The following is a 25,592-nucleotide window of genomic DNA, read 5'->3' on the forward strand; positions in this document are numbered from 1 at the left end:
AATGGAGAAATCTAATCGGTATGTTATACCTGAGAGAAGAGTGAGGAGTTATCCAAGGGTTGTAAAAGGAAAACCTCAAAAATACCCAAGAAAAAGCCAGTCAATCTCTTAACTGACTGGCATTACCTCGGTTGAGGTGCTTTTTGTTTAAGCGCTGAGCTGTAAATCATCCTGCAAATGACAGGATTGAATAATCTTCATCATTTTTTCCGGGACGGCTTTAAAGACCAGCCCTTGCGCATCCGGGGTCTGTCTTAACCAGCGCACCAGCACAGCCAAAGCCAGGGTACTGCCCTGCTCAAGTTCGGCCAGATTCACCACCACCGGGGCGGGCTGCTGTTGAATCAGCTGCAGCCCCTGCTGGTAATACTGCTCGGCATTGTTAAAGTCAATTTTCCCGGAAACCCGCAGTTCCTGATTTACATATTCAATCACAGCACGTCCTATTATTTTTTATCAACCGCAGCTTCTGCATCTGGTTTAAAGGTCGCAATCGCTTTATCAATATTGCCGCCATTACGTTTGACGTTGGCTGCAAACTGGTTACGGAACTGCAGGCCTAAATCAATCCCGGATACGTTGATGTTACGGATTTTCCACTGATTGCCTTTATCGACCAGCTGGAACGATACCGGAATTTTCTCGCCTTTGTTGTTAAAGTCGATGGTCACTACCGGGTTCTTGCTGTTGCTGGCTTTATACGGACGTAAGGTATAAGTCTGGTTGCTGAATTTCGCAAAGGCTGAACCGTAGTTTTCAATCAGGGTTTCACGGAAATTCTTTTCAAACTGGGCACGCTGGGCAGCCGAACTGTACTGATTGGTCGCATAGGTTCCCATCACAATACGGGTAAAGGCTTGCGAATCGATATACGGATCAAGGTTCTGGCGCACAATGGTTTTCACCAAGGCCGGATTATTTTGCAGTTTGGCATGATCGGCTTTTAAACGCGAAATCAGGCCATCCGCCACTTTCTTGATAAATGCGGGAGGAGTTTCGGTTGGTGCAGCAAATGCACTACCTGCCACCAGCGTGGCCAAAACACTTGCGGTCAAGGTTTGTTTGAACAATGTCTTCACTAAAATTTCTCCTCTCAATTACTCAACAAATGACACTTCTGCATCTGTTGTTTCAGCGGATGTCTCATCTGCCGGGTTATCGGATGATGACTTGTTGCCTGCGCCACCGGTCACAAACTTGGTCACAAGGTCTTCAATTTCCATGGTGCTTTGGGTATTACTGATTTGATCACCACGTTTTAAATAATTCAGACCACCACCCGGTACAATCTTCAGGTACTTCTCACCCAAAAGACCATTGGTTGCTACCATTATGTAAGCATCTTCATCGATATTGGTGATGGAGGTCATGTTATCCAACAGTTGCTTTTCCATTGCTTTTTGTTGCGCAGGATCGGCTTCCGTGTATTCGCTGCTGTAACGCAACTCTTCCAGGGCATATTGTTGCACCTGTTGTAACTGTTCCTGATTAAAGGTGGTCAACTCACCATCCAGAATCATGGTCACAGTGGCCAGACGCGTCACCGGGTCTAAAGTAATGGATTCGACCTGCCCGACTTTAACCCCGCTTAAGGCCACTTTGGCACGCGGCTTGATCCCGTTAATATTGTCAAACGTTGCGGTCATGGAATAACTGTCCTGAATGGTGGTGCCCACCAGACCACTGACCCGCATCGCCAGGAAGAATAAAGCAATACCAAACAGAATGACAAAAACACCGACGGCCAGCTCACTAGTACGTGATTTCATTAAACACCTCCGAACATGACCGCAGTCAATACGAAATCAAAACCTAAAACACAAAGCGATGAATACACCACGGTACGCGTGGTAGATGTCGCGATACCTTCAGACGTAGGCTCGCAGGCATAGCCTTGGTAGACCGCAATCCAGGTACAAATTAATGCAAAAACAAAACTTTTAATAATGGTGCCGTTAAAGATATCTTTATAGAACTGTACGGTGCTTTCCATACCGCTCCAGTAAGAGCCTTCATCGGCGCCTAAAAAATCTACCCCAACGAATTTACCACCCATAATCCCGACTGCCGCAAAAATCACGGATAGCATCGGCAAGCTGAAAATACCGGCCCATAAACGCGGCGAGATGACCCGCTTTAAAGGATCGACCCCGATCATTTCCATACTGGACAACTGTTCGGTGGCTTTCATCAGGCCAATTTCAGCAGTCAAGGCAGAACCAGCACGGCCAGCAAATAACAGGGCCGCAACCACCGGGGCCAGTTCACGCAGCAAGGTTAGGGCCACAGCGGTGCCCAGCATGGCTTCACTGCCAAAGGTCACCAAAATGCTGTACATTTGCAGGCCCAGCACCGCACCAATAAATAAGCCCGACACCACAATAATCAGCAGTGACATCACCCCGACGCGGTACATCTGGTAAATAAACAGTTTCACGCCAATCCAGGTTGGCATGGAAAATAAAATCTGGAGCAGCATTAATGTGGCAACGCCTATACCACGTACCCGCTCAATCACACGGCGTCCTAATGCAGCAATCGCATTCATGCTGAATGCACCTCATGACTTAAATAGGGTTGATGGCTAAACTGATAGTCGACCGGGCCTTCAACTGAACCGGTTAAGAACTGACGTACAAAAGGCGAGGCATGCTGTTTTAATTGTTCTGGGGTGCCTTCACCCTGCACTTTCCCTTCCGCCACCACATAAATATAATCGGCAATGGATAGGGTTTCGGCCACATCATGCGACACAATAATGGTGGTTAAATCCAGTGCTTCACGCAATGAACGGATTAAACGGGTCAATACGCCCATCACAATCGGGTCCTGACCGGCAAAAGGTTCATCGTACATAATCAGTTCCGGGTCCAGCGCAATGGCACGCGCCAAAGCCACACGACGGTTCATCCCGCCAGACAGTTCAGACGGCATGAGCTGCTCGGCACCACGCAAACCCACCGATTCCAGCTTTAAAGCCACCAGTTCGGCAATAAGATGTTCGGGTAAACGGGTATGTGCACGAATCGGGAAGGCCACGTTTTCATAAACCGTCATATCGGTAAACAAGGCACCGCTTTGAAACAGCATGCCCATTCGCGCCCGTGCTGCAAACAGCTCCTGACGTGACATTTTCCCAATATTCTTACCATCGAGCAGCACTTCACCCTGATCCGGAGTGAGCTGCCCGCCAATTAAACGCAGCAAGGTGGTTTTACCCGTGCCTGACGGTCCCATAATTGCAGTAATCTGCCCACGTCGAATTTTTAAGCTGACATTGTCGTAAATGACCCGCTCCCCTCGTTTAAAGCTCAGGTGATTGACTTCAATCAGTGCTGGCGCCTGTAGAGGTGTCTGATTATTCATAGCTGAGGATTTTCCTGCATTTTTTCAGCATGCATACTATAAAGGATTGGAGAACAAATTGTTATCTATGAAATTCTTTTAAACTGTGTACAAGTTGTACAATTTTATTATGGTCTAATTTGAGTGTAGAAACAAAGAGATGCAGCTTAGGCAAAAGTTCTGTAAATAAAAAAGATGAGGTTACAGAGCAGCAAAACCAAAAAAATATATGGCATAAGCACCTCTTTCATAGATGACACACCGGGCAGTTTGTGCGAATGATAATGAGACATCGCTTAATATATTCTTAAATAAACTTGAACCAGTATACATTTTCCTCATCAAAATTCAAATTTTCTCGCATAAAAAACCGGTGCAAGCACCGGTTTTCTGAATTCGCTCAGTTCAACTTAGTCGTTGAATTTACGACGACGGTCACCACCTTCACGGCGTGGACGGTCGCTGTTGAACTCGCGACGTGGACGATCTTCACCGAATGAACGCGCTGGACGGTCGCCAAAATCACGCTTAGGACGGTCACCGAAAGCACCTTCACGACGTGGTTTGTAGTCTACGCGGTTGCCACGGTTGTCATCATTGCTGTCAAAACGTGGACGCTCGTTGAAACCACCTTCGCGACGCGGACGGTCACTGTTGAATTCACGGCGTGGACGATCATCGAAAGAACGTTGTGGACGGTCACCAAAGCCACCTTCACGACGTGGACGGTCGCTGTTGAATTCGCGACGTGGACGGTCATCGAAAGAACGCTGTGGACGGTCGCCAAAGCCACCTTCACGACGCGGACGATCGCTGTTGAATTCACGACGTGGACGGTCTTCACCAAATGGACGCTCGCCACGTGGTTTGTCGTCGAAGCTGCGACGTGGACGGTCATCACCGCCTTCACGACGTTTGAAGTTGCTTTCGCCTTCAAAACGACGGCCACCGCCGAAACCACCACGGCCACCGCGACCACCGTCACGTTTACCACCACGACCGCCGTCACGACGTGGACGTGCTGGAGGTGGAGATGGCTCTAAACCTTCAATTTCAGATACTTCTAAACGTGCATCTAAGTAATCTTCAAGCGCACGAATTTTACCGCGTTCACGGTAAGTCGCCAAAGTAATCGCTTTACCAGTACGACCGGCACGACCAGTACGGCCAATACGGTGTACATAGTCTTCGTTCTTCATTGGCAGACCGAAGTTAATCACGTGAGAAATAGTCGGTACGTCCAGACCACGCGCTGCAACGTCAGTTGCAACTAAAATCTTGGCACGACCTTCACGAATGCTGCGTAAACGGCGGTTACGAACGGTTTGTGGCATTGCACCATGCAGCGCAACAACTGAGTGACCTGCTTCAGCCAGTTCTTCAGCCAGCATATCGGTATCTTCTTGGGTAGAAGCGAATACAACGGCCTGATCAAGATCCTGTTCGCTCAACCAGTGCGTCAACAGTTTTTTCTTGTGCTCGAAGCCATCAGTCCAGTGTAAAGTCTGAGTAATGTCCGTATTGGTAGAGTGACCGGTTTCGATCGCAATACGTTCTGGCTCATTCATCATACGTTCAGCAAGCGTGATGATACGTGGTGCAAATGTCGCAGAGAACATTAAAGTCTGTTCGCGGTTTGCAGCCAAATCACTGATTGCTTCCAGATCTTCAGAGAAACCCAGGTCCAGCATACGGTCAGCTTCGTCAACGATCAACGCATTAACTTTGTCGAGTTTGATTTGACGACGGTTCACAAGGTCAAGTAGACGACCTGGCGTCGCTACAACCACTTGTGCACCTTTTAACTGTTGAATTTGTTTACCAAAAGGCATACCACCCATGATCGCAGCAATACGAACACCTTTCATGTGACGTACAAATGCAATCGCGTCCTGGCTCACCTGTTGAGCAAGTTCACGTGTTGGGCAAAGTACCAGAATAGATGGCTGAGTAATGGCTTTCATACGTTCTTTAAACGGAACGAATGTGTCCTGGTTTGCAAGTGCGTTCAGCGTTGGGAGAAGGAACGCTGCAGTTTTACCCGAACCGGTTTGGCTTGATACAAGAAGATCTTTACCTTCTAATGCCGCAGGAATTGACTGTTCCTGTACAGGCGTAGGCGCAGTAAAGCCAAGAGCGTCTAACGCTTGTTGTAAAGTTTCGTGTAGAGGAAAATCAGCAAAAGTTTTGCTCATAGAGTATTTCACCCGAGAATTGGGTGCTCCATAATAATAAAGTCAAATGGACATCGGCAAAAAGCGGCACAGCATTGAACGCTGAAAATTTAAGAATTCAGCGGCGATCCGAGTAACGACGATGTTGATATAACGCACGCATGATTACGGCTTAACCTGAAGGAATCGCTTTAGCGATTGGGGCGCGAGATATCGTCCTCTCTTTGGACCGCACGCGCATACACAATGATTAGAAGAGAAATGTTCAGGTAATGAACGGAAATTAAGTGCGTGGGCGGATTATAGCAGGATTATTTTAAAAGTCATCTAATTTAATCAACTTTTGCGTTAATTTCTGTACCAGTCGTTAAACTTGAATTAAATCAAGCACAAATAACAGGCAAAAAAAACAGCCCGACTGGGCGGGCTGTTTTTTAAGGCTTGGGAGCAAGCCTTGTCATTTCACTCAATGCGTCTATTATTTTGCCGCGTCGCCCCAGGCAGGTACTACTGCCTTCATTAAAGGCTTCAGCATTTTCATAGAACACGCAAGTACCTGACCATTGTCCATAGAATCGCTGCCACCACGTGCATCCACTACAGTACCACCAGCTTCTTTGACGATTAACTCGCCCGCTGCGATATCCCACGGTTTTAGGCCCAGCTCGAAATAGCCATCTAAACGGCCAGCTGCCACATAAGCCAGATCCAGCGCAGCAGAACCTGCACGGCGATATTGCGCACCAGCTTCAGTCACGTTCAATAATGATTCGAAATGGTTTTTGGCATACGACACCACTTCACCATTACGTTTGGCGCGGTAAGCATGACCCACAGCCAGGAACGTATTCTCCAGGCTGTCTTTAACATTCACGCGGATACGGCGCTGATTAAGCATGGCACCACGACCACGGCTGGCAGAGAACAATTCGTCTTTGACTGGATCATAGATCACGCCGTGCTGAGTCACGCCTTTGTGCTGAACAGCAATAGAGATACAGAAATGCGGAAAACCGTTGATGAAGTTAAGCGTACCGTCTAAAGGATCGATCACCCAGCACCAATCGGCGTCATGACCTTTACCTTCTTGCAGACCGAACTCTTCACCCAAGAAACTGTGATTTTTATAGCTTTTACGTAGGGTATCGATGGTCAACTGTTCCAGGTAACGGTCAACACGCGTTACTGGACCATCAATTCCTTTTTCTTCGACTTGTAGATCGAGTTTATGACGATTCTGATGCGCTTTTAAAAGCTCTTGACCAACTGTTTGAGCCGCACGCGCAGCCATCACCACCATAGGTTCCATTGAACACCCACTACAAATTTGAAGATACTGATAAAGAATAATGCATAAAAGCCCCAACATTTTAGCAAATATTGGGGCTTTTGGGGAATAAATGTTTCTAAAATTTATTGCTTCAGGATGAAACGCTCTCGGTCAGCTTGTTCCAGGCCTGGGTCATGGCCTGCTCGATACCGGCGGCATCAAGACCGGCCTGCTGCAACATCTGGCTATGTGTGGCCTGTTGCATAAAGCTGTCATCCAGGCCTAAGTGAATAATAGGCTTGACCAGCTGAGCCTTGGCCAGATATTCACTGACGGCACTGCCCGCGCCGCCCATCACTGCATGTTCTTCTACGGTTACAAACAGCTGGGTGTTTTCAGCCAGGCGTTCAATCATGGCTTCATCCAGCGGTTTCACAAAACGCATGTTCACCACTTGCACGGCAATGTCATGCCGGGCTGCAAATGCCTGTGCTGCTTCAATGGCCGGATAGACCCGGCTACCAAAGGCCAAAATGGCAATCTGCTCATCCGACTGTTCATTAAAACGCGCCACAATTTCTGCCTGACCAATCTCCATCAGGTTCAATTGCTGCTGAATTTCGACTCCAACGCCATTACCGCGTGGATAACGCACCGCTGCCGGCCCCGGATAATGATAAGCCGTGTGCAGCATCTGGCGGCATTCATTTTCATCTTTTGGCGCCATAATCACCATATTCGGTACGGTGCGCATATAGGCGTAATCGTAGGCACCGGCATGGGTCGGACCATCCTCACCGACCAGACCAGCCCGGTCGATGCCGAAGGTGACATCCAGATTTTGTAGCGCCACATCATGAATCAGCTGATCATAACCACGTTGCAGGAAAGTCGAATAAATCGCGACCACCGGTTTTAAACCTTCACAGGCCATTCCGGCCGCCAAGGTCACGGCATGCTGTTCAGCAATGGCTACGTCAAAGAAACGCTCCGGATATTGCTTGGCAAACTGCACCATGCCCGAACCTTCGCACATGGCCGGAGTAATCGCCAGCAGGCGTGAATCTTGTGCAGCTTCATCAGATAGCCATTGGCCAAAAACATCGGAATATTTAGGTGCCGCTGCTGCAGACGCGCTGCTGTTGATTTTACTAATTGCGTGATATTTAATCTGGTCCGCTTCTGCCGGGGCAAAGCCTTTGCCCTTTTTGGTATAAACGTGGATTAAACGCGGGCCTTTACGCTTTTTCAGCGCCTGGAATACATTGACCAGCTGATCAACATCATGGCCATCAAAAGGACCAAAATAATCAAAACCAATCGCTTTAAATAAATTATCAGCCGCATCGGTTGCAGCACAATGCAAACGTGAGGTGTAGTTCCACTCGGGATGTGGCTGGATATAGGCCTCGCCAGCAGCATCAATATGCACGCTTTCGCCGCGCTGCCACAGCGCCGCCAGATGTTTGGCAAAACCACCGGTGCTGCAGGAAATTGACATATCATTGTCGTTTAAAATGACCATTAAATCGGCCTGATGCGCCACCGCATCATTCATGGCTTCAAAGGCCATGCCGGCGGTCATGGCACCATCACCAATAATTGCCACCACTTCACGCTGCTGCTGCTGATAACGGCTAGCCAGCGCCATGCCCAAACCGGCAGAAATCGCGGTGGATGAATGTCCGACGCCAAAGGTATCAAATTCAGATTCTTCACGGGCCGGAAACGCGGCCAGACCATCTTTGGCTCGAATGGTGGTCAGCTGTTCACGGCGTCCAGTTAAGGCTTTATGCGGATAAGCCTGATGACCGACATCCCAGATCAGACGGTCATGTGGCGTATTAAACGCATAATGCAAGGCCACAGTCAGTTCGATGACCCCTAAATTGGCACCGAAATGCCCGCCACTTTGCCCTGCTGCATACAAAATGAATTGACGTAACTCATCTGCCACTTGTGCTAACTGGCTTTGCGCGAGTAAACGTAATTGTTGTGGATGATCTATGCTATCCAGCAACGGTGTTACAGGGCGTTGAGTCGGTATTTCTGTATACAACATATGTGGCAAAGCCTTCTAAAGCCTGGCAAAACCTAAGCTAGGTCAAGGGGGAGTTACTCGATCATATAGTCGAATTGTACCATCTTCAATCAGCCACATTTCTAGCGATGTAGTTTTGAGCAATGATTTCAGTCGGGCAGTGTTTAGGTGGCGTAGATTATCCTGAATAACCTTGCTATTTATCAACTATTATCGTTCGCTTTCTACAAAAAAGAAAATCTTCTGCAGAAATTCAGCAATCCTATTCTACTAATGTCTGAGCATTAGGCTATACTTTAACGCATTCATGAACAATTTAACGGGTAAAACTGTGCCTATAGAATTTGTCGCAACGTCAAGACTACCAACCGCTTTTGGTGAATTTAAAATTACTGTATTTCAAGATCCGAAAACTGGCGAAGAGCATGTTGCACTGTCTAAAGGTCTGGAACAGGCCCCGACCGAACCGGTACTGGTTCGTGTCCATTCCGAGTGCTTAACCGGGGATGCCTTTGCTTCATTAAAATGTGATTGCGGCCCGCAATTACAGGCCACCCAGCGTCTGATTAATGAAGCCGGACAAGGGGTGATTTTATATTTGCGTCAGGAAGGACGCGGCATTGGCCTGACCAACAAGATTCGCGCCTATGCCCTGCAAGATCAGGGACATGATACGGTAGATGCCAATTTAATGCTGAATCTGCCTGCCGATGCCCGTCAATATGATATGTGCAGCATTATGCTGGATCATCTGCAAGTCAAAGCGGTGCGGTTAATTACCAATAACCCGCTAAAGATTGAAGCGCTCCGTGAGCAAGGGATTAATGTGGTGGATCGCGTGCCGTTAACGGTGGGTTTAAACCCGTTTAATGAGCAGTATTTAAAGACCAAACATGAGCGTATGGCACATATGTACCAAAAAGATGACTTCTAAGTCATTTTAAGGTTTCCAAAAACAGCTTTCCCTCTTTTAGAGTCAAAACACCTTTTAATCAAATGACCGGCGACAGGAATGTCGCCTTTCCGCTTATCTCGATTAAATGGCTTCTTTTTAAACTATTTCAAATTGGCAGACTACCTGTATCAATAACATTTCATTCTGCATGAAGGCTTTTTCTTTGTTACTTTGACGGGGCAAAGTAACCAAACCCCTTTATTTCACTGATATGGCATCCCTGCCATACAGTGAAATGGCGACCTCCCTGTCGCCGGGTCATGTGATTGAATGCTGAATTGGATAAGATAAAAATTAAATCGTCATCGAGAAAATACGGGTACTCGGTACTTTACGTTTTAAACGCAAATCAAACGCCATACAGATATTACGTACAAACGGTTTGCCCTGCTCCGTAACCTGTAAATGATCCTCAAACAGCGTTAACAAGCCATCTTCCTGCATTTCTTCCAGCTGCTTGAGCACCTCAGGCAATTCCGGGAACTGCATCTCTGGCTCGGCCCATGAGGTCTGGAAGCTGCACATCAAATTCAGGATATGCCGGCGAATCATCAGGTCCTCAGCGGTCAGTACATGCCCGCGAAATACCGGAATTTCGTTCTGTTCCAGTCGCGCATAATAATCTTCCAGGGTCTTTTCATTTTGCGCAAAGCTGTACCAGCTATCACTGATCGAGGACAATCCCAGGCCAATCATCAGCTGGGTTTTGGAAGCGGTATAGCCCATAAAGTTACGGTGCAGACTGCCCTGCTGAAAAGCCTGATACATGGCATCACTTTTCAGGGCAAAATGATCCATGCCAATTTCATGATAACCATGCGCCAGCAGTTTTTTCTTGCCCTCTTCATACAGGGTACGTTTCAGTTCATCTTTTGGCACATCATCATCTTTAAAACCGCGCTGGCCATTGCCTTTAATCCACGGCACATGCGCATAGCTATAAAAAGCCAGACGGTCCGGATTTAACCGGGTAGTCTGCTGAATGGTATTTAAAACATCGTCCAGATTCTGAAAAGGCAAGCCAAAAACCAGATCATGCGAAATTGACGTGTAGCCAATATCACGCGCCCATTCAGTCACACGTTGCACATGCTTATAAGGCTGAATCCGGTGGATGGCTTTCTGGACCTTTTCATTATAGTCCTGCACGCCATAGCTGACCCGGCGAAAGCCCAGATCATACAGCGCTTGCAAATGTTCACGAGTGGTATTGTTCGGATGGCCTTCAAAACTGAATTCATGCTCGGGCGCCACTGTGGCTTTGCCCAGAATGCCCTGAATCAGCTGCTGTAAATGGGCTACAGAAAAGAAAGTCGGCGTGCCGCCACCCAAATGGATTTCTTTAATCATCGGCCGGTCTGGCAGCAACTGGCAATATAAATCCCACTCTTTCAGCACCGCCTGAATATACGGTTGCTCCACTTCATGGCGTTTGGTCACGCGCTTATGGCAACCGCAAAAGGTACATAAACTTTCGCAGAAGGGCAGATGGATATACAGGCTGATGCCTTCGCTGGCATTGGATTCAGCAAACGCGCGTTGCAGACTTTGCTGCCAGGCCTCGCGAGAAAAACTGGCCTCTTCCCAATACGGTACGGTCGGATAACTGGTATAGCGGGGTCCTGGAACATTGTATTTTTGTACGAGAGAACTGGCCGGTTTCAACATCTACATTGCTCCACTGCAATTGACCCTATGAGGTGGGCACAAGGCCCGTATTCACTATTGTGCGGAGCTTAAAACAGGAATTCAACCTAGCCTTTTGGTCGGGAATCGGGAAGCTCATGCTGTTGCCTCTTCACTTAGATCAGCCATGCGCAGCGCACAGTAGCCCTTCCCCTCTTAATTTTTTTACCAATCTGTGCTTTGATGTGCTTATTGTTTTTTATTCATGAGTGTCATCATGCAGCATCCTACCTCCGCTGATATTCAACGCGTACGTGAATTTCTCCTCGATTTACAGGCGCGCATCTGTGCCGCGTTAGAACAACAGGAACGGGCCGGCGGCGGTACGGCTGAATTTGTGATTGATGACTGGCAGCGCCCCGAAGGGGGCGGTGGCCGTTCCCGGGTCTTACAAAATGGCAGCGTGATTGAAAAAGGCGGGGTGATGTTCTCGCATATTAACATCTCCAAACTGCCTGCCTCGGCAACTGAACGTCATCCTGGCATTGCCGGTGCCAAAGCGCAGGCCATGGGCGTATCCCTAGTGATTCACCCGAAAAATCCGAATGTCCCGACCTCACATGCCAATGTTCGTCTATTTGTGGCCGAACCGGAAGGTCAGGACCCGATCTGGTGGTTTGGCGGCGGTTTTGACCTGACCCCGTTTTATCCGAATGATGAAGATGTCCTGTCCTGGCACCAGACGGCACATGACTTATGTGCACCCTTTGGCGAGCAGGTCTATGCCGAACATAAACAGTGGTGTGATGACTATTTCTATCTGAAACATCGCGATGAACAGCGCGGAGTGGGCGGTCTGTTTTTTGATGATTTAAACCAGTGGGATTTTGACACCTGCTTTGAATATATTCAGGCGGTGGGCAATGGCTATCTGGAAGCGATTTTACCGATTTTTAAACGCAATCAGGATAAACCTTATACCGAAGCGCAGCGTGAATTCCAGCTCTATCGTCGTGGCCGCTATGTGGAATATAACCTGGTTTATGACCGCGGCACGCTGTTTGGCCTGCAAACTGGCGGCCGGATTGAATCCATTCTGGTCAGCTTGCCCAACCTGGCCGGCTGGAGTTATCGCCCGGAATGGGATGCCGATTCCGCAGAGAAAAAACTCACCGACTATTATTTAAAGCCGCATGACTGGCTACGCGAACTACAATAAGTTTCTAAAAAGCTACCGCAAATACCGGTAGCTTTTTTCCTGCAACATACGCTTGCAAGTCGCATACGTTTAAATATATTTGCATACACTTTTTCGCCAACTCTTCACAAGACTTTCATTTAAAGCGAGTAGACTCTATAGTCTTGGTTTAATGCGTCTGGCGAAAGATGGAATTAAGCCAGTATCGATTTAAGGAACGCTCCCATGCTGCAAAATTTTATTGCTCAACACAAAGGCCTGCTGTTCTGGCTGATTCTCAGTCTTCTAGTCTGCTCTCTCAGTATTACCTTTATTTTCGAACATCCTTTAAGTGACAGCCTGTCGATTGTGGCCAGTGTTTTTGCCCTGATTGCCCTGGTCTTTACTTCAGTCTTGCTGGTTTTAGATACTATTTTAGATATCTGTAATCCTTAAGCCGTCACAGGTTTACAGATCAGACTGCTTTATTGATCTTTTTATTTTTCTCTATTCGATTTTCTCTTCTTTTACCTTATCCCTCTCTTCCCTGCCCGACACCCGATTGTGTCGTTTTGCTTATTGGATTTATTCCAATTGTTCATCATTTGCAGGCTTTAGCCCCTGCCCGATTTGGCGTATATTGATGGGCATTTCAGCACATGGATCATGTGAAAATGCGCAAACAATTTGCCGTTGTGGGCAACCCGATTGAACAGTCCCGCTCTCCAGAACTGCATCATGCCTTTGCCGAAAAAACCGGGGTTGATCTGGTCTATCGCAAACGCCTGGCACCATTGGATGGTTTTGAAGCCAATATTCGTGAATTCTTTGCCGAAGGTGGGGTAGGCATGAATGTCACCGTGCCGTTTAAAGAACAGGCCTTTGCCTTGTGTGATGTACTCAGCGAACGGGCCAAAACCGCCAAAGCTGTAAATACCTTGTGGATGCAAGATGGTCAGCTGTATGGTGACAATACCGATGGTCAAGGACTGGTCGATGCCATTCGGGCACTGAACTGGAATTTGGACAATACCAAGATTCTGATTATTGGTGCCGGCGGCGCCACCCGTGGCGTGATTTATCCACTGGTTCAGGCCGGCGTGAAAAAAGTGGTGATTGCCAACCGTACTCTGGCGCGTGCCGAGCAGCTGGTGGCTGATTTGCAGCAGGCTGTACCACAGGCCGAATTGTCTGCCATTGGTCTGGATGCTCTGGCTGGCGAGTTTGACATTGTCATTAACGCGACATCGGCCAGCTTGAGTGGTGATGCCTTAATCCTGCCGGACGCGCTGCAATTTCAACATGCCTATGAAATGGCTTATGGCAAGCCCTCCAGTTTTCTGGAACAGGCCAAGGCCCGTCAGATTCCAACCTCGGAAGGCTTTGGCATGCTGGTTGGACAGGCAATTGAATCATTTTCAATCTGGAATGGGGTCAAACCCGATTTAAAAGATTTTCTTTAAAATCTGCGATTTTTCCCGGAAAAAGAACCGATCTTGCACGGTTCTTTTTTATGGCTGAGATTTAGGCTGCACAATTAACCCGCATTATGATTGGATTTAATGACACAAATATGGCAACCGTTTTGCCCAGATTTAAACACCTTGCCGGCCATTAGGCTTTGGTCCTAGATCATGCTCACTTATGTTTTATTTTGTTATAATTTAAATAAATAGAATACAAAAAACAGTGGTGACAAGGGCAGGATTTTCTCCTAAATTAGAACTGATCCCACGTCTATAAGATTCTATTGATTCGCTTTTCTGACATTTTTAACTGAATTCAACATCAATGTATTTTGATGCGCAGTGTGAATAATCAAACTATCCGATCAGATAATCCAAAACTATTTTTAAATCAGGATTAATGTTATGCCAGCATATAAAGCGCCTTTACACGACATTCGTTTCTTAATGAATGAAGTGTTTGACTATCCAGCACATTATCAAACTTTGTCTAACGGTGAAGCAGCAGATCCAGAAACAGTCGACATGATTCTCGAAGGGGCGGCTGATTTTTGTGAAAATGTCCTCTCTCCTTTGAACCAGACCGGCGACCAGGAAGGCTGTCATTTTGAAAATGGCGAAGTGAAAACGCCAAAAGGCTTTAAAGAAGCCTATGACCAGTTTGTGCAAAGCGGCTGGCAAGGTCTGTCTTATCCAGAACAGTACGGCGGTCAAAACCTGCCAATGTCGTTAAACCTGATTAAATCTGAAATGATGGGCACCGCCAACTGGTCATTTCAGATGTATCCGGGTTTAAGTGTGGGCTGTATCAACACCATTATCCAGTACGGTACAGACGAACAAAAAGATACCTATCTGCCGCATCTGGTGGCAGGCACCTGGTCAGGAACCATGTGTTTGACCGAGCCACAATGTGGTACTGACTTAGGTCAGGTGAAAACCAAAGCAGAACCGCAAGCCGACGGCACTTATGCCATTTCAGGCACCAAAATCTTTATTTCTGCCGGTGAACATGACCTGACCGAAAATATTGTCCATATTGTGCTGGCACGTTTACCGGATGCTCCAGCCGGCACCAAAGGCATTTCCCTGTTTATCGTACCGAAATTCCTGCCATCTGCAGATGGTGGCGTGGGTGAGCGTAACCCGGTGACCTGTGGTTCAATTGAACACAAAATGGGGATTCGCGCGTCAGCAACCGCAGTGCTGAACTTTGACAATGCGGTGGGTTATTTAATTGGCGAGCCGAACAAAGGCCTGCATGCCATGTTTACCTTTATGAATACTGCCCGTATTGGTACCGCGATTCAGGGGATCTGTCATGCGGAACTGGCCTTCCAGGGCGCTTTACCGTATGCCAAAGAACGGATGTCAATGCGTGCCCTGTCTGGTAAAAAAGATCCGGAAAAAGTGGCCGATGCCATTATTCACCATGCCGATGTACGCCGTATGCTGCTAACACAAAAAGCCATTGCTGAAGGCGGTCGTGCCATGATTTATCATGCTGCACAAATTGCCGACAAGATGACTGATGCTCTGGAGCGTGGCGATACTACTGCCTTTGAACAGCATGATGATCACCTCGGTTTCTATACTCCAATTCTAAAAGGCTTCCTGACTGAAATGGGCTATGAAGCAGCCAACCACGGCATGCAGGTTTATGGTGGTCATGGTTATATCAAAGAATGGGGCATGGAACAGATTGTACGTGACTCGCGTATCTCAACTCTGTATGAAGGCACCACCGGTGTACAGGCGCTTGACCTGATTGGCCGTAAAGTGCTGCTGACCTCAAAAGGTAAAGTGATTCGTGACTATACCGCAGAAATTCTGAAATTCTGTGGTCAGCATGCTCGCAATAAATACATGCGCCGTTTTGCCTGGGACTTAACCAAGCTATGCGCGCAGTGGAATGCCCTGACGGTACGCATCATGCTGGCAGCACGTAAAGACCGCGACATCGTCTCAAGTGCCTCTGTCGACTTCCTGATGTTCTCGGGTTATGTGATGATGGCTTACTTCTGGGCACAGCAGGCGGCCGTTGCATCGGCCAAACTGGCATCGAATGATGGCGCAGAAACCCCAGAGTTCTACAAAGCGAAAATCAAAGTGGCAGATTTCTACTTTGAACGCTTATTGCCACGTACCCAAGGTCATGCCGAAGCGATGGTCAATCCATCTAAAACCATGACAGCATTAGCACCTGAACATTTCAGCTTCGATTACTAATGATCAAAGCAAGTAAAAAAGAGCGCCTCGGCGCTCTTTTTTATTTTGTGATTTTGTAATCCTACTGTTTTTTCTAAAATGTGCATTGTGTACTAATTTCAAGCACCAAAAATGTGCTTGAATTAAAGAAAAATATTTCTTTTAACAACTATTAAATTTGAATACAAAAGTGACTTGGCCTAAAAATCACGCTCATTTTGATCTTTAAGCACCATTTAAAAACGTGATTGAAATCACAACCAATCTTAACTCCCCTTTACACTTATAAAATCGCTTACATTCTCAGCTCATCTCTATATTGAAAAAATCGCTAAGCTCTGCGGTGAAAACTCTAAAAATAACAGGTAATAATCATGAAATATAAAATGCTTTCACTGCATATTCTAGCGATCAGTATGGGCAGCTTGGTACTGGCTGGCTGTGGTGGTTCTGATAGCTCATCCAACACGCCGACACCAACACCGACACCGACACCAACACCGACACCGACACCGACACCGACACCGACACCGACACCGACACCGACACCGACACCAACACCAACACCAACACCAACACCAACACCAACACCAACACCAACACCAACACCAACACCGACACCGACACCGACACCAGTCGCAGATGTTGCAGATCAATTTCAAGGTTCTTGGTTATTTGGTATGCCGACAGGTTGTCCATACAGTAAAGCCGTGGTTTCTAAAACAGCAGCAACAGCTTTAGATATCACCACAGAAAGTGTTAAAGCAACAGAAGCTGGAAATTGTGCTAGCTCTCTAATTGATAATCGAACCTTAACAGATCAGTTTGCTATGGTGAGTAATATTCAACCTAAGCAACAAGTAGGTGCTGTGATTTATCATTTAGCAGATTATAGGTCTGCACTTTCGAATGCCAACGCGCCTGCGCTAAAAGTGGCATTAACTTATAAAAACAGCAATGCAGTCTGCATCATTACCTCTCAAGATCGCACAGAAATTGAAAAACAAATCAATGCAATTGCAGACCCTATTAAAAATGCAAGTTGTTTAACTAAAAGTTCACCGGCTTTTAGTACGCTCGCTCCAAAAACAGTATTGGCAACGGGCAGTTATCAATTAGCTGCGTCTTTAGATCCCGTAAGTCAAGCAACAGAATATTTAGCGCAACTCAACACCTTAGGTCAGCAAGGTTATGCATTGCTGCACCGTAATATTAAAACGACGTCTTCAGGCAGCCCTGAAAACTTATATTTAACCAATAGCAAGCAACAGCAGCGCTATGCCTATACCAGTAAAAATTTGAATTTAAATAGCCTTGATATTCGCTATGCACGTTGGTTTGATGAAGCGAAAGCGCAAGCGGCCAATGGCTATCTACCATTTTCATCACATCGTGCAGGTTCATCACTGAATTTCACCCATTATTTTGTGAAAAAAACCTCTGCATCAGACAGCTATACTTTAGATTACAAACACTTTTATCCTGCTGCCACAGTCCAAGATATGATTGCTGGCTTTAATGAACTCGGGGCAAAAGGCTGTAAATTGATTTTATGGGATTCGAATGTTTTTGTTGGTGCACAAACCACCTTAGCGAATACCAATAGCGTTGATATAGCAACCTGTGCCAATAGCAGCACACATAACGGTACCTATAGCTATGTATATGTCAAAAAGCCAATGAACTCAGTAACAGAACCAAATACTGCAGAAATCAATACAATCATTCAAAATCAATTGAAAGCAGGTTATCGTTTAGTTTCTAGCACTTTTTATGTCAAACCAACCGAAACAGAAGCGCTTTTATTTGAAAAAGACAGCAGTAAATCGACTACTACAGAATATAAAGTCTTTGCAGAAAATGCTTTGCGTTTAAACAATGGCAGTCCAAATTTACTACGTCGTTTAAATGAACAAGGTAAAATTGGTTGGCTGTACACAGGCGATGGCTATATTTTTAGCAATGATCCAAATAGCATGATTGGCTCATTAACAGGTGTCAATTTGCCTTAAGCACTACTTAAAAACAGATAAAGCCCAATATATATTGGGCTTTATCGTCTTATAAAAACTCTTCTAATATTGAGTTCAAGAACATATGCCCTTGCGGCGTACACGACAAGTGAGTTTCATCTGCCACCATCAAATGACGTTGGCGTAAGGAATTTACCACAGGCAAAACCGTATCTAATGCCAAACCTGTACGTGCTGTATAAAGATGAGCATCCACACCTTTATTTAAACGTAGTGCATTCATCATAAATTCAAACGGCATGTCTTCAGCTTCGATGCGTTTAAACTGCAAATGCTCGGCAGGTACTTTGGCTAAATAGTCTTTCGGCTGACGGGTTTTTTGATAACGATATACGCCATCAGGTCGCGTTACTTTGCCATGCGCTCCTGCCCCAATCGCTAAATAATCACCAAACTGCCAATAATTTAAGTTATGTGCCGAAGGTCGCTCCTTCCGCCATGCCGACACTTCATAATTAATAAAACCATTGGCCTTTAAATAGGCCTCACCCTGTTCCTGAATCGCTTCCAGCACTTCATCGACCGGTAAAACCGGCTGGGTGCGGAAAAATACGGTATTCGGTTCAATGGTCAGCTGATACCAGGAAATATGGGTCGCGCCCTGCCCAACCGCCAGCTTTAAATCATTTAAAGCCTGTTCCAAAGTCTGCTCCGGCAAACCATGCATCAAATCGACATTAATGCGCTGAAAGCCGGCCTCACGCGCCAAGTGAATCGCTGAAAGCGCATCGCTCTGGCTATGAATCCGGCCCAGTTTTTTTAGATGATCGCTATTAAAACTTTGTACCCCAATTGACAGGCGGTTAATTCCCGCTGCCAGATAACCGGCAAAAGGATCATGTTCAATGGTGCCCGGATTGGCCTCTAAGGTAATTTCGCAATCGTCTTGAAACGGCAACAGCGCTTTAAGCTGTGTAAACAGCCATTGATAACCGACTGCTGAAATCAGCGATGGCGTCCCACCGCCAATGAATACACTGTGAATTTCACGACCTTGAGCAAAATCGACTTCAGTTTTAAAGTCTTCAACCAAAGCACGTAAATATTCCTGCTCTAAATCCAAAGACAATTCACCATCAGGAACTGCATGCGAGTTAAAGTCACAATACGGACACTTGCGCACGCACCACGGCATGTGAATATAAAGGGACAAGGGAACAGACGCAGGATTCAATTCAGCCAAGGAACAAGCTCAAAAACAGCAAAGGAAGATGCATATTTTAACATGACTGCATCAGGACACCGATAAAATCTCACAGCGAATACCGCTACACTAGAAAAAATTACAGAAGAATTAGCGTGTTAGAATGATGAAAATATCTTCGCAATTACTGCTTTTAATGCCGCTGGCCATGGGGATCGGGATTGCCATGACCCTGCAAACCGCCATCAATACCCAGCTACGCGAATATTTATATTCTCCTTTGCAGGCTGCCCTTTTCTCGTTTTTGGTTGGTACAATAGTGCTGGCTATTTTGGTGTTTTTTCAACAGGTTCCCAAACCCAATCTGCACGAGATCGTCCATTTGCCCTGGTATATGTGGCTGGGCGGCGTGTTAGGGGTCTATGCCATCAGTTTAAGTATTTATGCAGCACCGAAACTCGGCTATCTCACCCTGACCGGTTTAATCCTGTTTGGCCAGATTGCCATGTCGATGCTGGTCGATCATTTTGGTGTCCTGGGCACAGAAAAAGCACCCATCAACTGGCAACGTCTTCTGGGTGGCGTGGTGATTTTTATAGGTGTGCTTCTCACTTTACAACGCTAATCGCTCTGTTCTAAGCACATGATGAATATGGGTAATAACTGTGGCTACGCTTGGCAGCACACGTTTTGAATTAAAACAACTGTTCCGTTTAATGATTCCGATTCTGGTGACGCAATTTGCCCAGGCCGGTCTGGGGCTAATTGATACCATTATGGCCGGTCAGTTTTCACCGACCGATTTAGCCGCAATTGCAGTCGGTGTGGGGCTGTGGCTTCCGGTGATGCTGCTGTTTAGCGGCATCATGATTGCCACCACGCCGCTGGTGGCCGAGGCCAATGGTGCGCGTACACCGGAAAAAATTGCCACCATTGCCCGGCAATCGTTATGGGTGGCGTTTATTTTGGGCTGGATTGCCTGCCTGATTTTACAGCTGGCACCGCTGTTATTGCCGCTGCTTGGAGTACCAGAAAGCCTGCAACCCAAAGCCGGACTGTTTCTGCATGCCATTGGGTTTGGTATGCCGGCGGTGACCATGTATGCTGCGCTACGTGGCTATTCTGAAGCGCTGGGTTATCCGCGTCCGGTGACGGTTATCAGTCTGCTAGCGCTGGTGGTACTGGTGCCACTGAACCTGATCTTTATGTATGGTTTAGGGCCGCTGCCTGAACTGGGCAGTGCCGGCTGCGGCTTTGCCACGGCCATTTTACAGTGGCTGATGTTTATTACCCTGGCGCTGTACATTTCCAAAAGCAGCGCCTACCAAAGCACCCAGATTTTCACCCGCTGGGAACCCATCGACCGTTACTGGATGAAACGGATTTTAATGCTCGGCCTGCCGATTGGTTTGGCAATTTTCTTTGAAGTCAGTATTTTCAGTACCGCAGCCATCGTGATTAGCCCCTTAGGAGAAACACTGGTAGCAGCACACCAGATTGCCATGTCGGTGACCTCGCAGCTGTTTATGATTCCGATGTCTCTAGCCATTGCACTGACCATCCGCATTGGCACCTATTATGGTGAAAAAAACTGGGCTGCCATGCGCCGCGTGCAGTATTTGGGGCTGATTACCGCAACCCTGCTGGCCTTTATGACCATGAGTTTTATGTGGCTGTTCCGTCCGGAAATTATTTCAATTTATACCTCGGATGTCGATGTGGCACAGGTGGCAATGTATCTGCTGCTGTTTGCAATTGCCTATCAGCTGATGGATGCCTGGCAAATCAGTGCAGCCGGCTGTTTACGCGGTATGCAGGACACCAAAGGCCCGATGTGGATTACCATGCTGGCCTACTGGGTCATTGCCTTTCCGGTCGGGGTGTATTTTTCCCGCTTTGGCAGCATGGGCGCCGCCGGGGTCTGGGTCGGCCTGATTGTCGGCTTGAGCGTGGCCTGTGTACTGTTATTGATCCGGTTGTATATGAACAACCAGCGCCTGAGTCAAAGCAGCTAAGCGATTCGCCTCTCATCATCTTTAGCCGGCTATTACCGCCGGCTTTTTGATGTGCAATATTTAGTGAATTTGCTTATTAACAATTTAAAGTAGGCTTTTCACCCAACTGCCGGTATGCTCAAGGCAGATAGTCAAGATGATCTTAAGGAACCTCGCATGGCAAAAACGGCTAGTACACCGGGTCGTCGCTTTATGAAACTGGCCAGTATGACCGCCAGTATCGCCACCAAAACTGTTTCCAATTCAATTAAAAACTTTTCTGCCGATGATGAGCAGAAAAATGCCGCACGCAGCAAACTGTTTCAGGATATTGGCATCCAGATTGCCGATACCTTGGGAGAAATGAAAGGCGCGGTCATGAAAGTGGGGCAAATTGCCTCGCAATATAAAGATATTTTCCCACCAGAAGTGGCGCGGGCCATCAGCAAATTACAACGTCAGGCACCGCCGATGCCTTTTGCCGAAATTCAGGCACAAATCGAAAAAGAACTGGGCAAGCCCCTCGCGCAGATTTTCCAGCATTTTGATGAAACCCCATTTGCCGCCGCGTCCATTGGCCAGGTACATAAGGCAATTTTGCCGACGGGTGAACAGGTGGTAGTGAAAATCCAGTATCCGGGTGTCGATGAAGCTTGTGAAAGTGACCTGAAACAGGTGCGTCTGGCCTTGCGTTTAATGGGTGTGTTAAAAATTGACCGCAAATTGCAGGACAAACTGTTCCAGGAAATTCAGGACAGTCTGGACAATGAGCTGAACTACCAGATTGAAGCACAAAACCTGGAAGTGGCGCGTACCTTCCATCAGGCGCTGGACAGTAAAATTATTATTCCGCAGGTCTTTAAGGACTATTCGACCCGGCATATTTTAACGTTAAGTCTGGAACAGGGTGACAGTATTGAAACCGCCAGCCAGTGGCCACTGGCGACCCGGAATGAACTGGGACGCCGGCTGTTTCGCGCTATTGGTCAGGAAATTTTCTATCTCAAGCGTTTCCACTGTGACCCGCATCCGGGTAACTTTGCCTTCCGTGAAGATGGCAGCGTGATTATTTATGATTACGGCGGTGTGAAGACCTTGTCCAATGACATTGTGCAGCATTTTAAAGCGCTGATTCAGGCCGGCCGTGCCCAGAATATTGCCTTAATGGAACAGGAACTGACTGCCCTGCACTCCCTGTCCGAGCAAGGAAAATTCCCGCCAGAACTGTATCAGGCCTGGCTGGAAGTGCTGATGCGCCCTTTGACCACCGATTATGATTTTGCCGAAAACTCGGCCCATCATGATGGTATGGAACTGATGAAACCCTCGTTAAAATATTGGGATGTATTCAAGCCATCACCCGATACCTTAATGGTCAACCGTACGGTATCGGGTCATTACTGGAATCTGATTCATTTAAAAGTGCATGACAATTTAAATGATCTGTTTGAAGAACTGGTTCCACCACACGCTTAAACCATATATTAAAAACCACGCTGAGCCCGAATGACCCATTCGGGCTGACTTTACTTTTTATTTGTTACGTTATAACATTACAATATTCAGCAAACATGAGGAATTGTTATGCGTCCAGAGATCCATCCCGAATATCAGGAAGTGCTGTTTCACGACACCAATGCCGATGCCTATTTTATTATTGGCAGCACCCTGAAGCCGCAGCAGACCAAGGAATATCAGGGCAAAATCTATCCCTATATGACTTTAGATATTTCCAGTGCTTCGCATCCGTTTTATACCGGTGAGCAACGTCAGGCCAGCAATGAAGGCCGTGTCGCCAGCTTCAATAAACGCTTTGCCCGTTTTAAACGCAGCAAGGACTAAGCCGCGCAGTAGAAAAAAATTGGCATACACATCCTTTATGAAGTCTAGACCTTTATCTCCAGCTAGGCTTCATTTTTTTATTTTATGCAGTTGATTTTCCTGTTTTTTATTTCGTATTTAATAGCACCTGAAACAGATAAAAACCCACCGCCAGACAGAGCACACCCAAAATCACACTTGAGATCACATACATTAACGCCACGCTGGTGTGTCCCTGTTTCAGCAATTGAAAGGTTTCCAGCCCAAAACTGGAAAAGGTGGTAAAGCCGCCTAAAATACCCACCATTAGAAACAGTCGAAGCTCCTGTTGTAGTACCGGGAACTTTTGGCTGAAGGCAAAGAATATTCCGGCAGCAAAACAGCCGAGCAGATTCACCGACCAGGTCGGCCAGGGAAATAACACACCGGGCTTAAATAGCCACAGACTCAGGCCATAGCGTAGACTTGCCCCGATTGCTCCACCCAATGCCACCCAAAGCCAATTCATGTCGTGTTGATTCCCATGTGTATAACTGCCATTTTATCCACAAGTTGGGCCAAAGAGCAGATTTTTTCATCTGCTGGGTGCAAAAATTGAGGCCGAAATAAGCTAAACCCCTGCGAAAAAACATGCTATTGTCGCAGGGCTTTTACCAATTTTTTCTATGGACTGAGAACATGATGGCTCAAGATTTATTGGCCCAGCTGCATGCAGGCAAAGCGAACTTTGCCGATGTGATTGCCTATATTGATGCACGTTATACCCACACGCCAACTGCGTTTAGCAATGGCCAGCAACACAATGCGGCCACTGAAAACCAGGGCAGCGCCAAAGTGCTGAGTTTTGCCAAATTAAATGGCTTAGACCACGCGCAAACCTTAAGCCTGTTTGCTGAACACTATGCGGCGGTACTGGCCACGCCTGAAGCCACCGATCATCAGAATATCCGCCAGTTTATGCAGCAAGGTTGGGCTGGTGTACAGTTTGCAGGCGAAGCGCTGACGGCCAAATAAGCCTTTAAAACGAAAAACCTCTAAAACAGAGGTTTTTTTATGTCTGATGTTCAGGTCTTAAGCCACGCGCACCCGGCATTTCCATTCTGCCAAGGGAAGCGGTTCTCCCGCCCTGGCCTGTTTTAAATGAATCAGTCCTTCACCGACCTGAACCGCACGAAAACGGAAAGTTTTTTCTCCAGCCGCATTTAACTGCGCGGAGTCATGCTGAGTATTTTCTGCATCCGCCTGTAGATACAAGGTTTCCAGCTTAAAGATGGACGGATGTTGCATCACCGACCAGAGATAGCCGGTGGCTGGATTTTCTGCCAGACGCAATTCCAGAGTTTCCCCGATCTTTAAATTTAACAGTGCCGGACATTGCTGATCGGCATGATAAACATGAGTACCATCGACCGGGGTACTGACACTGCCACAACCGCTGAGGGTCAACAGCCCCAGCCAGCTACAGAGAATGAGCGTCTTGCTATGATTCATCCACCTATGATTCATCGACATTCCCCTGGCGCTACATTTTACCAGTCAGGCCACATTAACTGCGTTTTACTTTTTCAATCCACTGGATTGAACTGACCCGGAACACTTCACAGGCACCATCGCCGGTATCGGTCGGAGTGAGTGACGACGTCCAGACCATATCTTTGTCTTTAACTTCCACCAGTTCCCCGCTTAAACGCACCAGATCACCACGTTTGACCTGTTTAATCTGTTTGGCAATGTTTGGATTGGCCGGAATGATGTGCATATTGGAGACCATCTGCATGGCCTGCTCTGCCGGCACCGGTAAACGATCCATTTTCCAGTTTAAATAGCGGTCGTACTGATTTACCGTAATATGCCGGGCAATTTCCGGCTCTGCAAACAGGCCCCAGCTCACGGCATAATCAATCGGAGAAAACTTGGCCTGCTCATCATCGGTATAGGTTTTTGAACCTAAAATCCGGAAATCGCCACGAAAGGACTGCAAGACCGAAATCGACTGATCGGCAGATGCCGGCGCTAACCCTTTGGCAATATTATAGTCGACCGATGCCATGGCACTGGTCTGTAATAGGGCGGCCGTCATAAGCGAAATAAGTCCAAAGCGCAGCTTCATGAGATTCTCAGATCCTTCAGTCAGAACAGATATATCTCTGATGTTAATCGATGTTGATCAGCAGAAAATAAAGAAATGGTAAGAAAATAGTTACCTTTGGTCCATTGCTGTCCCACAATTTTTCACAAGAGGAAGCTCATTTGAGCTTCCTCTTGTTTTATGGGTATTTTATCGGGTGAAAATAAAGCTTTTAAAGTTCTTCTTTCAAACAAATTCACTTGAATTATT

24 protein-coding genes are annotated in these 25,592 nt (G+C 47.0%); 11 read left to right on the top strand and 13 right to left on the bottom strand.

Annotated elements, in window-relative coordinates:
* Nucleotides 1–147: 147 nt before the first annotated feature.
* The 8 genes from FTU55_RS12345 to dxs form a co-directional block, all read right to left on the bottom strand.
* Complete coding sequence (locus FTU55_RS12345; RefSeq protein ID WP_045795311.1) at nucleotides 148–435, bottom strand: STAS domain-containing protein; 288 nt, start codon at nucleotides 433–435, stop codon at nucleotides 148–150.
* Between the two features lie 11 nt (nucleotides 436–446).
* Nucleotides 447–1,079 (bottom strand): phospholipid-binding protein MlaC, encoded by a 633-nt coding sequence (locus FTU55_RS12350; protein WP_005180322.1) that lies wholly within the window; start codon nucleotides 1,077–1,079, stop codon nucleotides 447–449.
* Between the two features lie 18 nt (nucleotides 1,080–1,097).
* Nucleotides 1,098–1,769, bottom strand: coding sequence for an outer membrane lipid asymmetry maintenance protein MlaD (locus FTU55_RS12355; protein WP_005180325.1), 672 nt, complete (start codon nucleotides 1,767–1,769; stop codon nucleotides 1,098–1,100).
* On the bottom strand, nucleotides 1,769–2,548 hold the full coding sequence (mlaE, locus tag FTU55_RS12360; RefSeq protein ID WP_005180328.1) for a lipid asymmetry maintenance ABC transporter permease subunit MlaE: 780 nt from the start codon (nucleotides 2,546–2,548) through the stop codon (nucleotides 1,769–1,771). The genes FTU55_RS12355 and mlaE overlap by 1 nt, the downstream gene beginning before the upstream one ends.
* A complete protein-coding gene (locus tag FTU55_RS12365; protein WP_005180329.1) occupies nucleotides 2,545–3,366 on the bottom strand; it encodes an ABC transporter ATP-binding protein in 822 nt (273 codons plus the stop codon). The genes mlaE and FTU55_RS12365 overlap by 4 nt, the downstream gene beginning before the upstream one ends.
* Before the next feature lie 389 nt (nucleotides 3,367–3,755).
* Nucleotides 3,756–5,540, bottom strand: a complete 1,785-nt coding sequence (locus FTU55_RS12370; protein WP_005180331.1) for a DEAD/DEAH box helicase — start codon at nucleotides 5,538–5,540, stop codon at nucleotides 3,756–3,758.
* A 457-nt stretch (nucleotides 5,541–5,997) separates the two neighbouring features.
* Entirely contained in the window at nucleotides 5,998–6,828 is an 831-nt protein-coding gene (locus tag FTU55_RS12375; RefSeq protein ID WP_034597976.1) for an inositol monophosphatase family protein, read from the bottom strand.
* Between the two features lie 112 nt (nucleotides 6,829–6,940).
* Nucleotides 6,941–8,851: a 1-deoxy-D-xylulose-5-phosphate synthase gene (gene dxs / locus FTU55_RS12380; protein WP_005180334.1), complete on the bottom strand. Its 1,911-nt coding sequence runs from the start codon at nucleotides 8,849–8,851 to the stop codon at nucleotides 6,941–6,943.
* 310 nt (nucleotides 8,852–9,161) lie between these two features.
* Here dxs and ribA point away from each other — a divergent pair, with 310 nt between their 5' ends.
* Entirely contained in the window at nucleotides 9,162–9,764 is a 603-nt protein-coding gene (ribA, locus tag FTU55_RS12385; protein ID WP_034598236.1) for a GTP cyclohydrolase II, read from the top strand.
* Nucleotides 9,765–10,079: 315 nt separating this feature from the next.
* On the opposite strand, the gene hemN is transcribed toward ribA, so the two are convergent.
* Complete coding sequence (hemN, locus tag FTU55_RS12390) at nucleotides 10,080–11,453, bottom strand: oxygen-independent coproporphyrinogen III oxidase (RefSeq protein ID WP_180047240.1); 1,374 nt, start codon at nucleotides 11,451–11,453, stop codon at nucleotides 10,080–10,082.
* A gap of 235 nt (nucleotides 11,454–11,688) precedes the next feature.
* On the opposite strand from hemN, the gene hemF reads away from it, so the two are divergent.
* The 5 genes from hemF to FTU55_RS12415 all read left to right on the top strand — a co-directional run bounded on the left by hemF (nucleotide 11,689) and on the right by FTU55_RS12415 (nucleotide 18,274).
* On the top strand, nucleotides 11,689–12,630 hold the full coding sequence (hemF, locus tag FTU55_RS12395; protein ID WP_104470047.1) for an oxygen-dependent coproporphyrinogen oxidase: 942 nt from the start codon (nucleotides 11,689–11,691) through the stop codon (nucleotides 12,628–12,630).
* 204 nt (nucleotides 12,631–12,834) lie between these two features.
* Nucleotides 12,835–13,044: a hypothetical protein gene (locus FTU55_RS12400; RefSeq protein ID WP_016658513.1), complete on the top strand. Its 210-nt coding sequence runs from the start codon at nucleotides 12,835–12,837 to the stop codon at nucleotides 13,042–13,044.
* A 218-nt stretch (nucleotides 13,045–13,262) separates the two neighbouring features.
* Nucleotides 13,263–14,051, top strand: coding sequence for a shikimate dehydrogenase (gene aroE / locus FTU55_RS12405; RefSeq protein ID WP_168414316.1), 789 nt, complete (start codon nucleotides 13,263–13,265; stop codon nucleotides 14,049–14,051).
* Between the two features lie 408 nt (nucleotides 14,052–14,459).
* Nucleotides 14,460–16,283 carry an acyl-CoA dehydrogenase C-terminal domain-containing protein gene (locus tag FTU55_RS12410; protein ID WP_160242773.1) on the top strand — a complete coding sequence of 608 codons (1,824 nt, stop codon included), beginning with the start codon at nucleotides 14,460–14,462 and terminating at the stop codon, nucleotides 16,281–16,283.
* A gap of 353 nt (nucleotides 16,284–16,636) precedes the next feature.
* A complete protein-coding gene (locus tag FTU55_RS12415; RefSeq protein ID WP_180047242.1) occupies nucleotides 16,637–18,274 on the top strand; it encodes a PT dipeptide repeat lipoprotein in 1,638 nt (545 codons plus the stop codon).
* A gap of 49 nt (nucleotides 18,275–18,323) precedes the next feature.
* Here FTU55_RS12415 and hemW read toward each other — a convergent pair whose 3' ends face one another.
* The gene (hemW, locus tag FTU55_RS12420) at nucleotides 18,324–19,478 is read right to left on the bottom strand and encodes a radical SAM family heme chaperone HemW (protein ID WP_180047244.1); all 1,155 of its coding nucleotides are present in this window, start codon (nucleotides 19,476–19,478) and stop codon (nucleotides 18,324–18,326) included.
* A 127-nt stretch (nucleotides 19,479–19,605) separates the two neighbouring features.
* Between hemW and FTU55_RS12425 the strand changes: the two genes are divergently transcribed.
* The 4 genes from FTU55_RS12425 to FTU55_RS12440 all read left to right on the top strand — a co-directional run bounded on the left by FTU55_RS12425 (nucleotide 19,606) and on the right by FTU55_RS12440 (nucleotide 23,275).
* Nucleotides 19,606–20,064: a DMT family transporter gene (locus FTU55_RS12425; RefSeq protein WP_016658510.1), complete on the top strand. Its 459-nt coding sequence runs from the start codon at nucleotides 19,606–19,608 to the stop codon at nucleotides 20,062–20,064.
* Between the two features lie 91 nt (nucleotides 20,065–20,155).
* Entirely contained in the window at nucleotides 20,156–21,454 is a 1,299-nt protein-coding gene (locus FTU55_RS12430) for an MATE family efflux transporter (RefSeq protein ID WP_075168245.1), read from the top strand.
* 156 nt (nucleotides 21,455–21,610) lie between these two features.
* Nucleotides 21,611–22,909: an AarF/ABC1/UbiB kinase family protein gene (locus FTU55_RS12435; RefSeq protein ID WP_016658508.1), complete on the top strand. Its 1,299-nt coding sequence runs from the start codon at nucleotides 21,611–21,613 to the stop codon at nucleotides 22,907–22,909.
* 108 nt (nucleotides 22,910–23,017) lie between these two features.
* Nucleotides 23,018–23,275 carry a type B 50S ribosomal protein L31 gene (locus FTU55_RS12440; protein ID WP_016658507.1) on the top strand — a complete coding sequence of 86 codons (258 nt, stop codon included), beginning with the start codon at nucleotides 23,018–23,020 and terminating at the stop codon, nucleotides 23,273–23,275.
* Nucleotides 23,276–23,381: 106 nt separating this feature from the next.
* On the opposite strand, the gene crcB is transcribed toward FTU55_RS12440, so the two are convergent.
* A complete protein-coding gene (gene crcB, locus FTU55_RS12445; RefSeq protein WP_104491954.1) occupies nucleotides 23,382–23,762 on the bottom strand; it encodes a fluoride efflux transporter CrcB in 381 nt (126 codons plus the stop codon).
* A 173-nt stretch (nucleotides 23,763–23,935) separates the two neighbouring features.
* On the opposite strand from crcB, the gene FTU55_RS12450 reads away from it, so the two are divergent.
* Nucleotides 23,936–24,268, top strand: a complete 333-nt coding sequence (locus FTU55_RS12450; protein ID WP_168390960.1) for a HopJ type III effector protein — start codon at nucleotides 23,936–23,938, stop codon at nucleotides 24,266–24,268.
* 57 nt (nucleotides 24,269–24,325) lie between these two features.
* Here the strand turns inward: FTU55_RS12450 and FTU55_RS12455 are convergent, their stop codons facing one another.
* Both FTU55_RS12455 and FTU55_RS12460 read right to left on the bottom strand, forming a co-directional pair.
* On the bottom strand, nucleotides 24,326–24,760 hold the full coding sequence (locus FTU55_RS12455; RefSeq protein ID WP_168390947.1) for a protease inhibitor I42 family protein: 435 nt from the start codon (nucleotides 24,758–24,760) through the stop codon (nucleotides 24,326–24,328).
* Between the two features lie 40 nt (nucleotides 24,761–24,800).
* Nucleotides 24,801–25,334, bottom strand: coding sequence for a hypothetical protein (locus FTU55_RS12460; RefSeq protein ID WP_370459245.1), 534 nt, complete (start codon nucleotides 25,332–25,334; stop codon nucleotides 24,801–24,803).
* Nucleotides 25,335–25,592 lie beyond the last annotated feature (258 nt).

This window comes from Acinetobacter sp. YH12117, assembly GCF_013418865.1.
GTDB lineage: Bacteria > Pseudomonadota > Gammaproteobacteria > Pseudomonadales > Moraxellaceae > Acinetobacter > Acinetobacter indicus.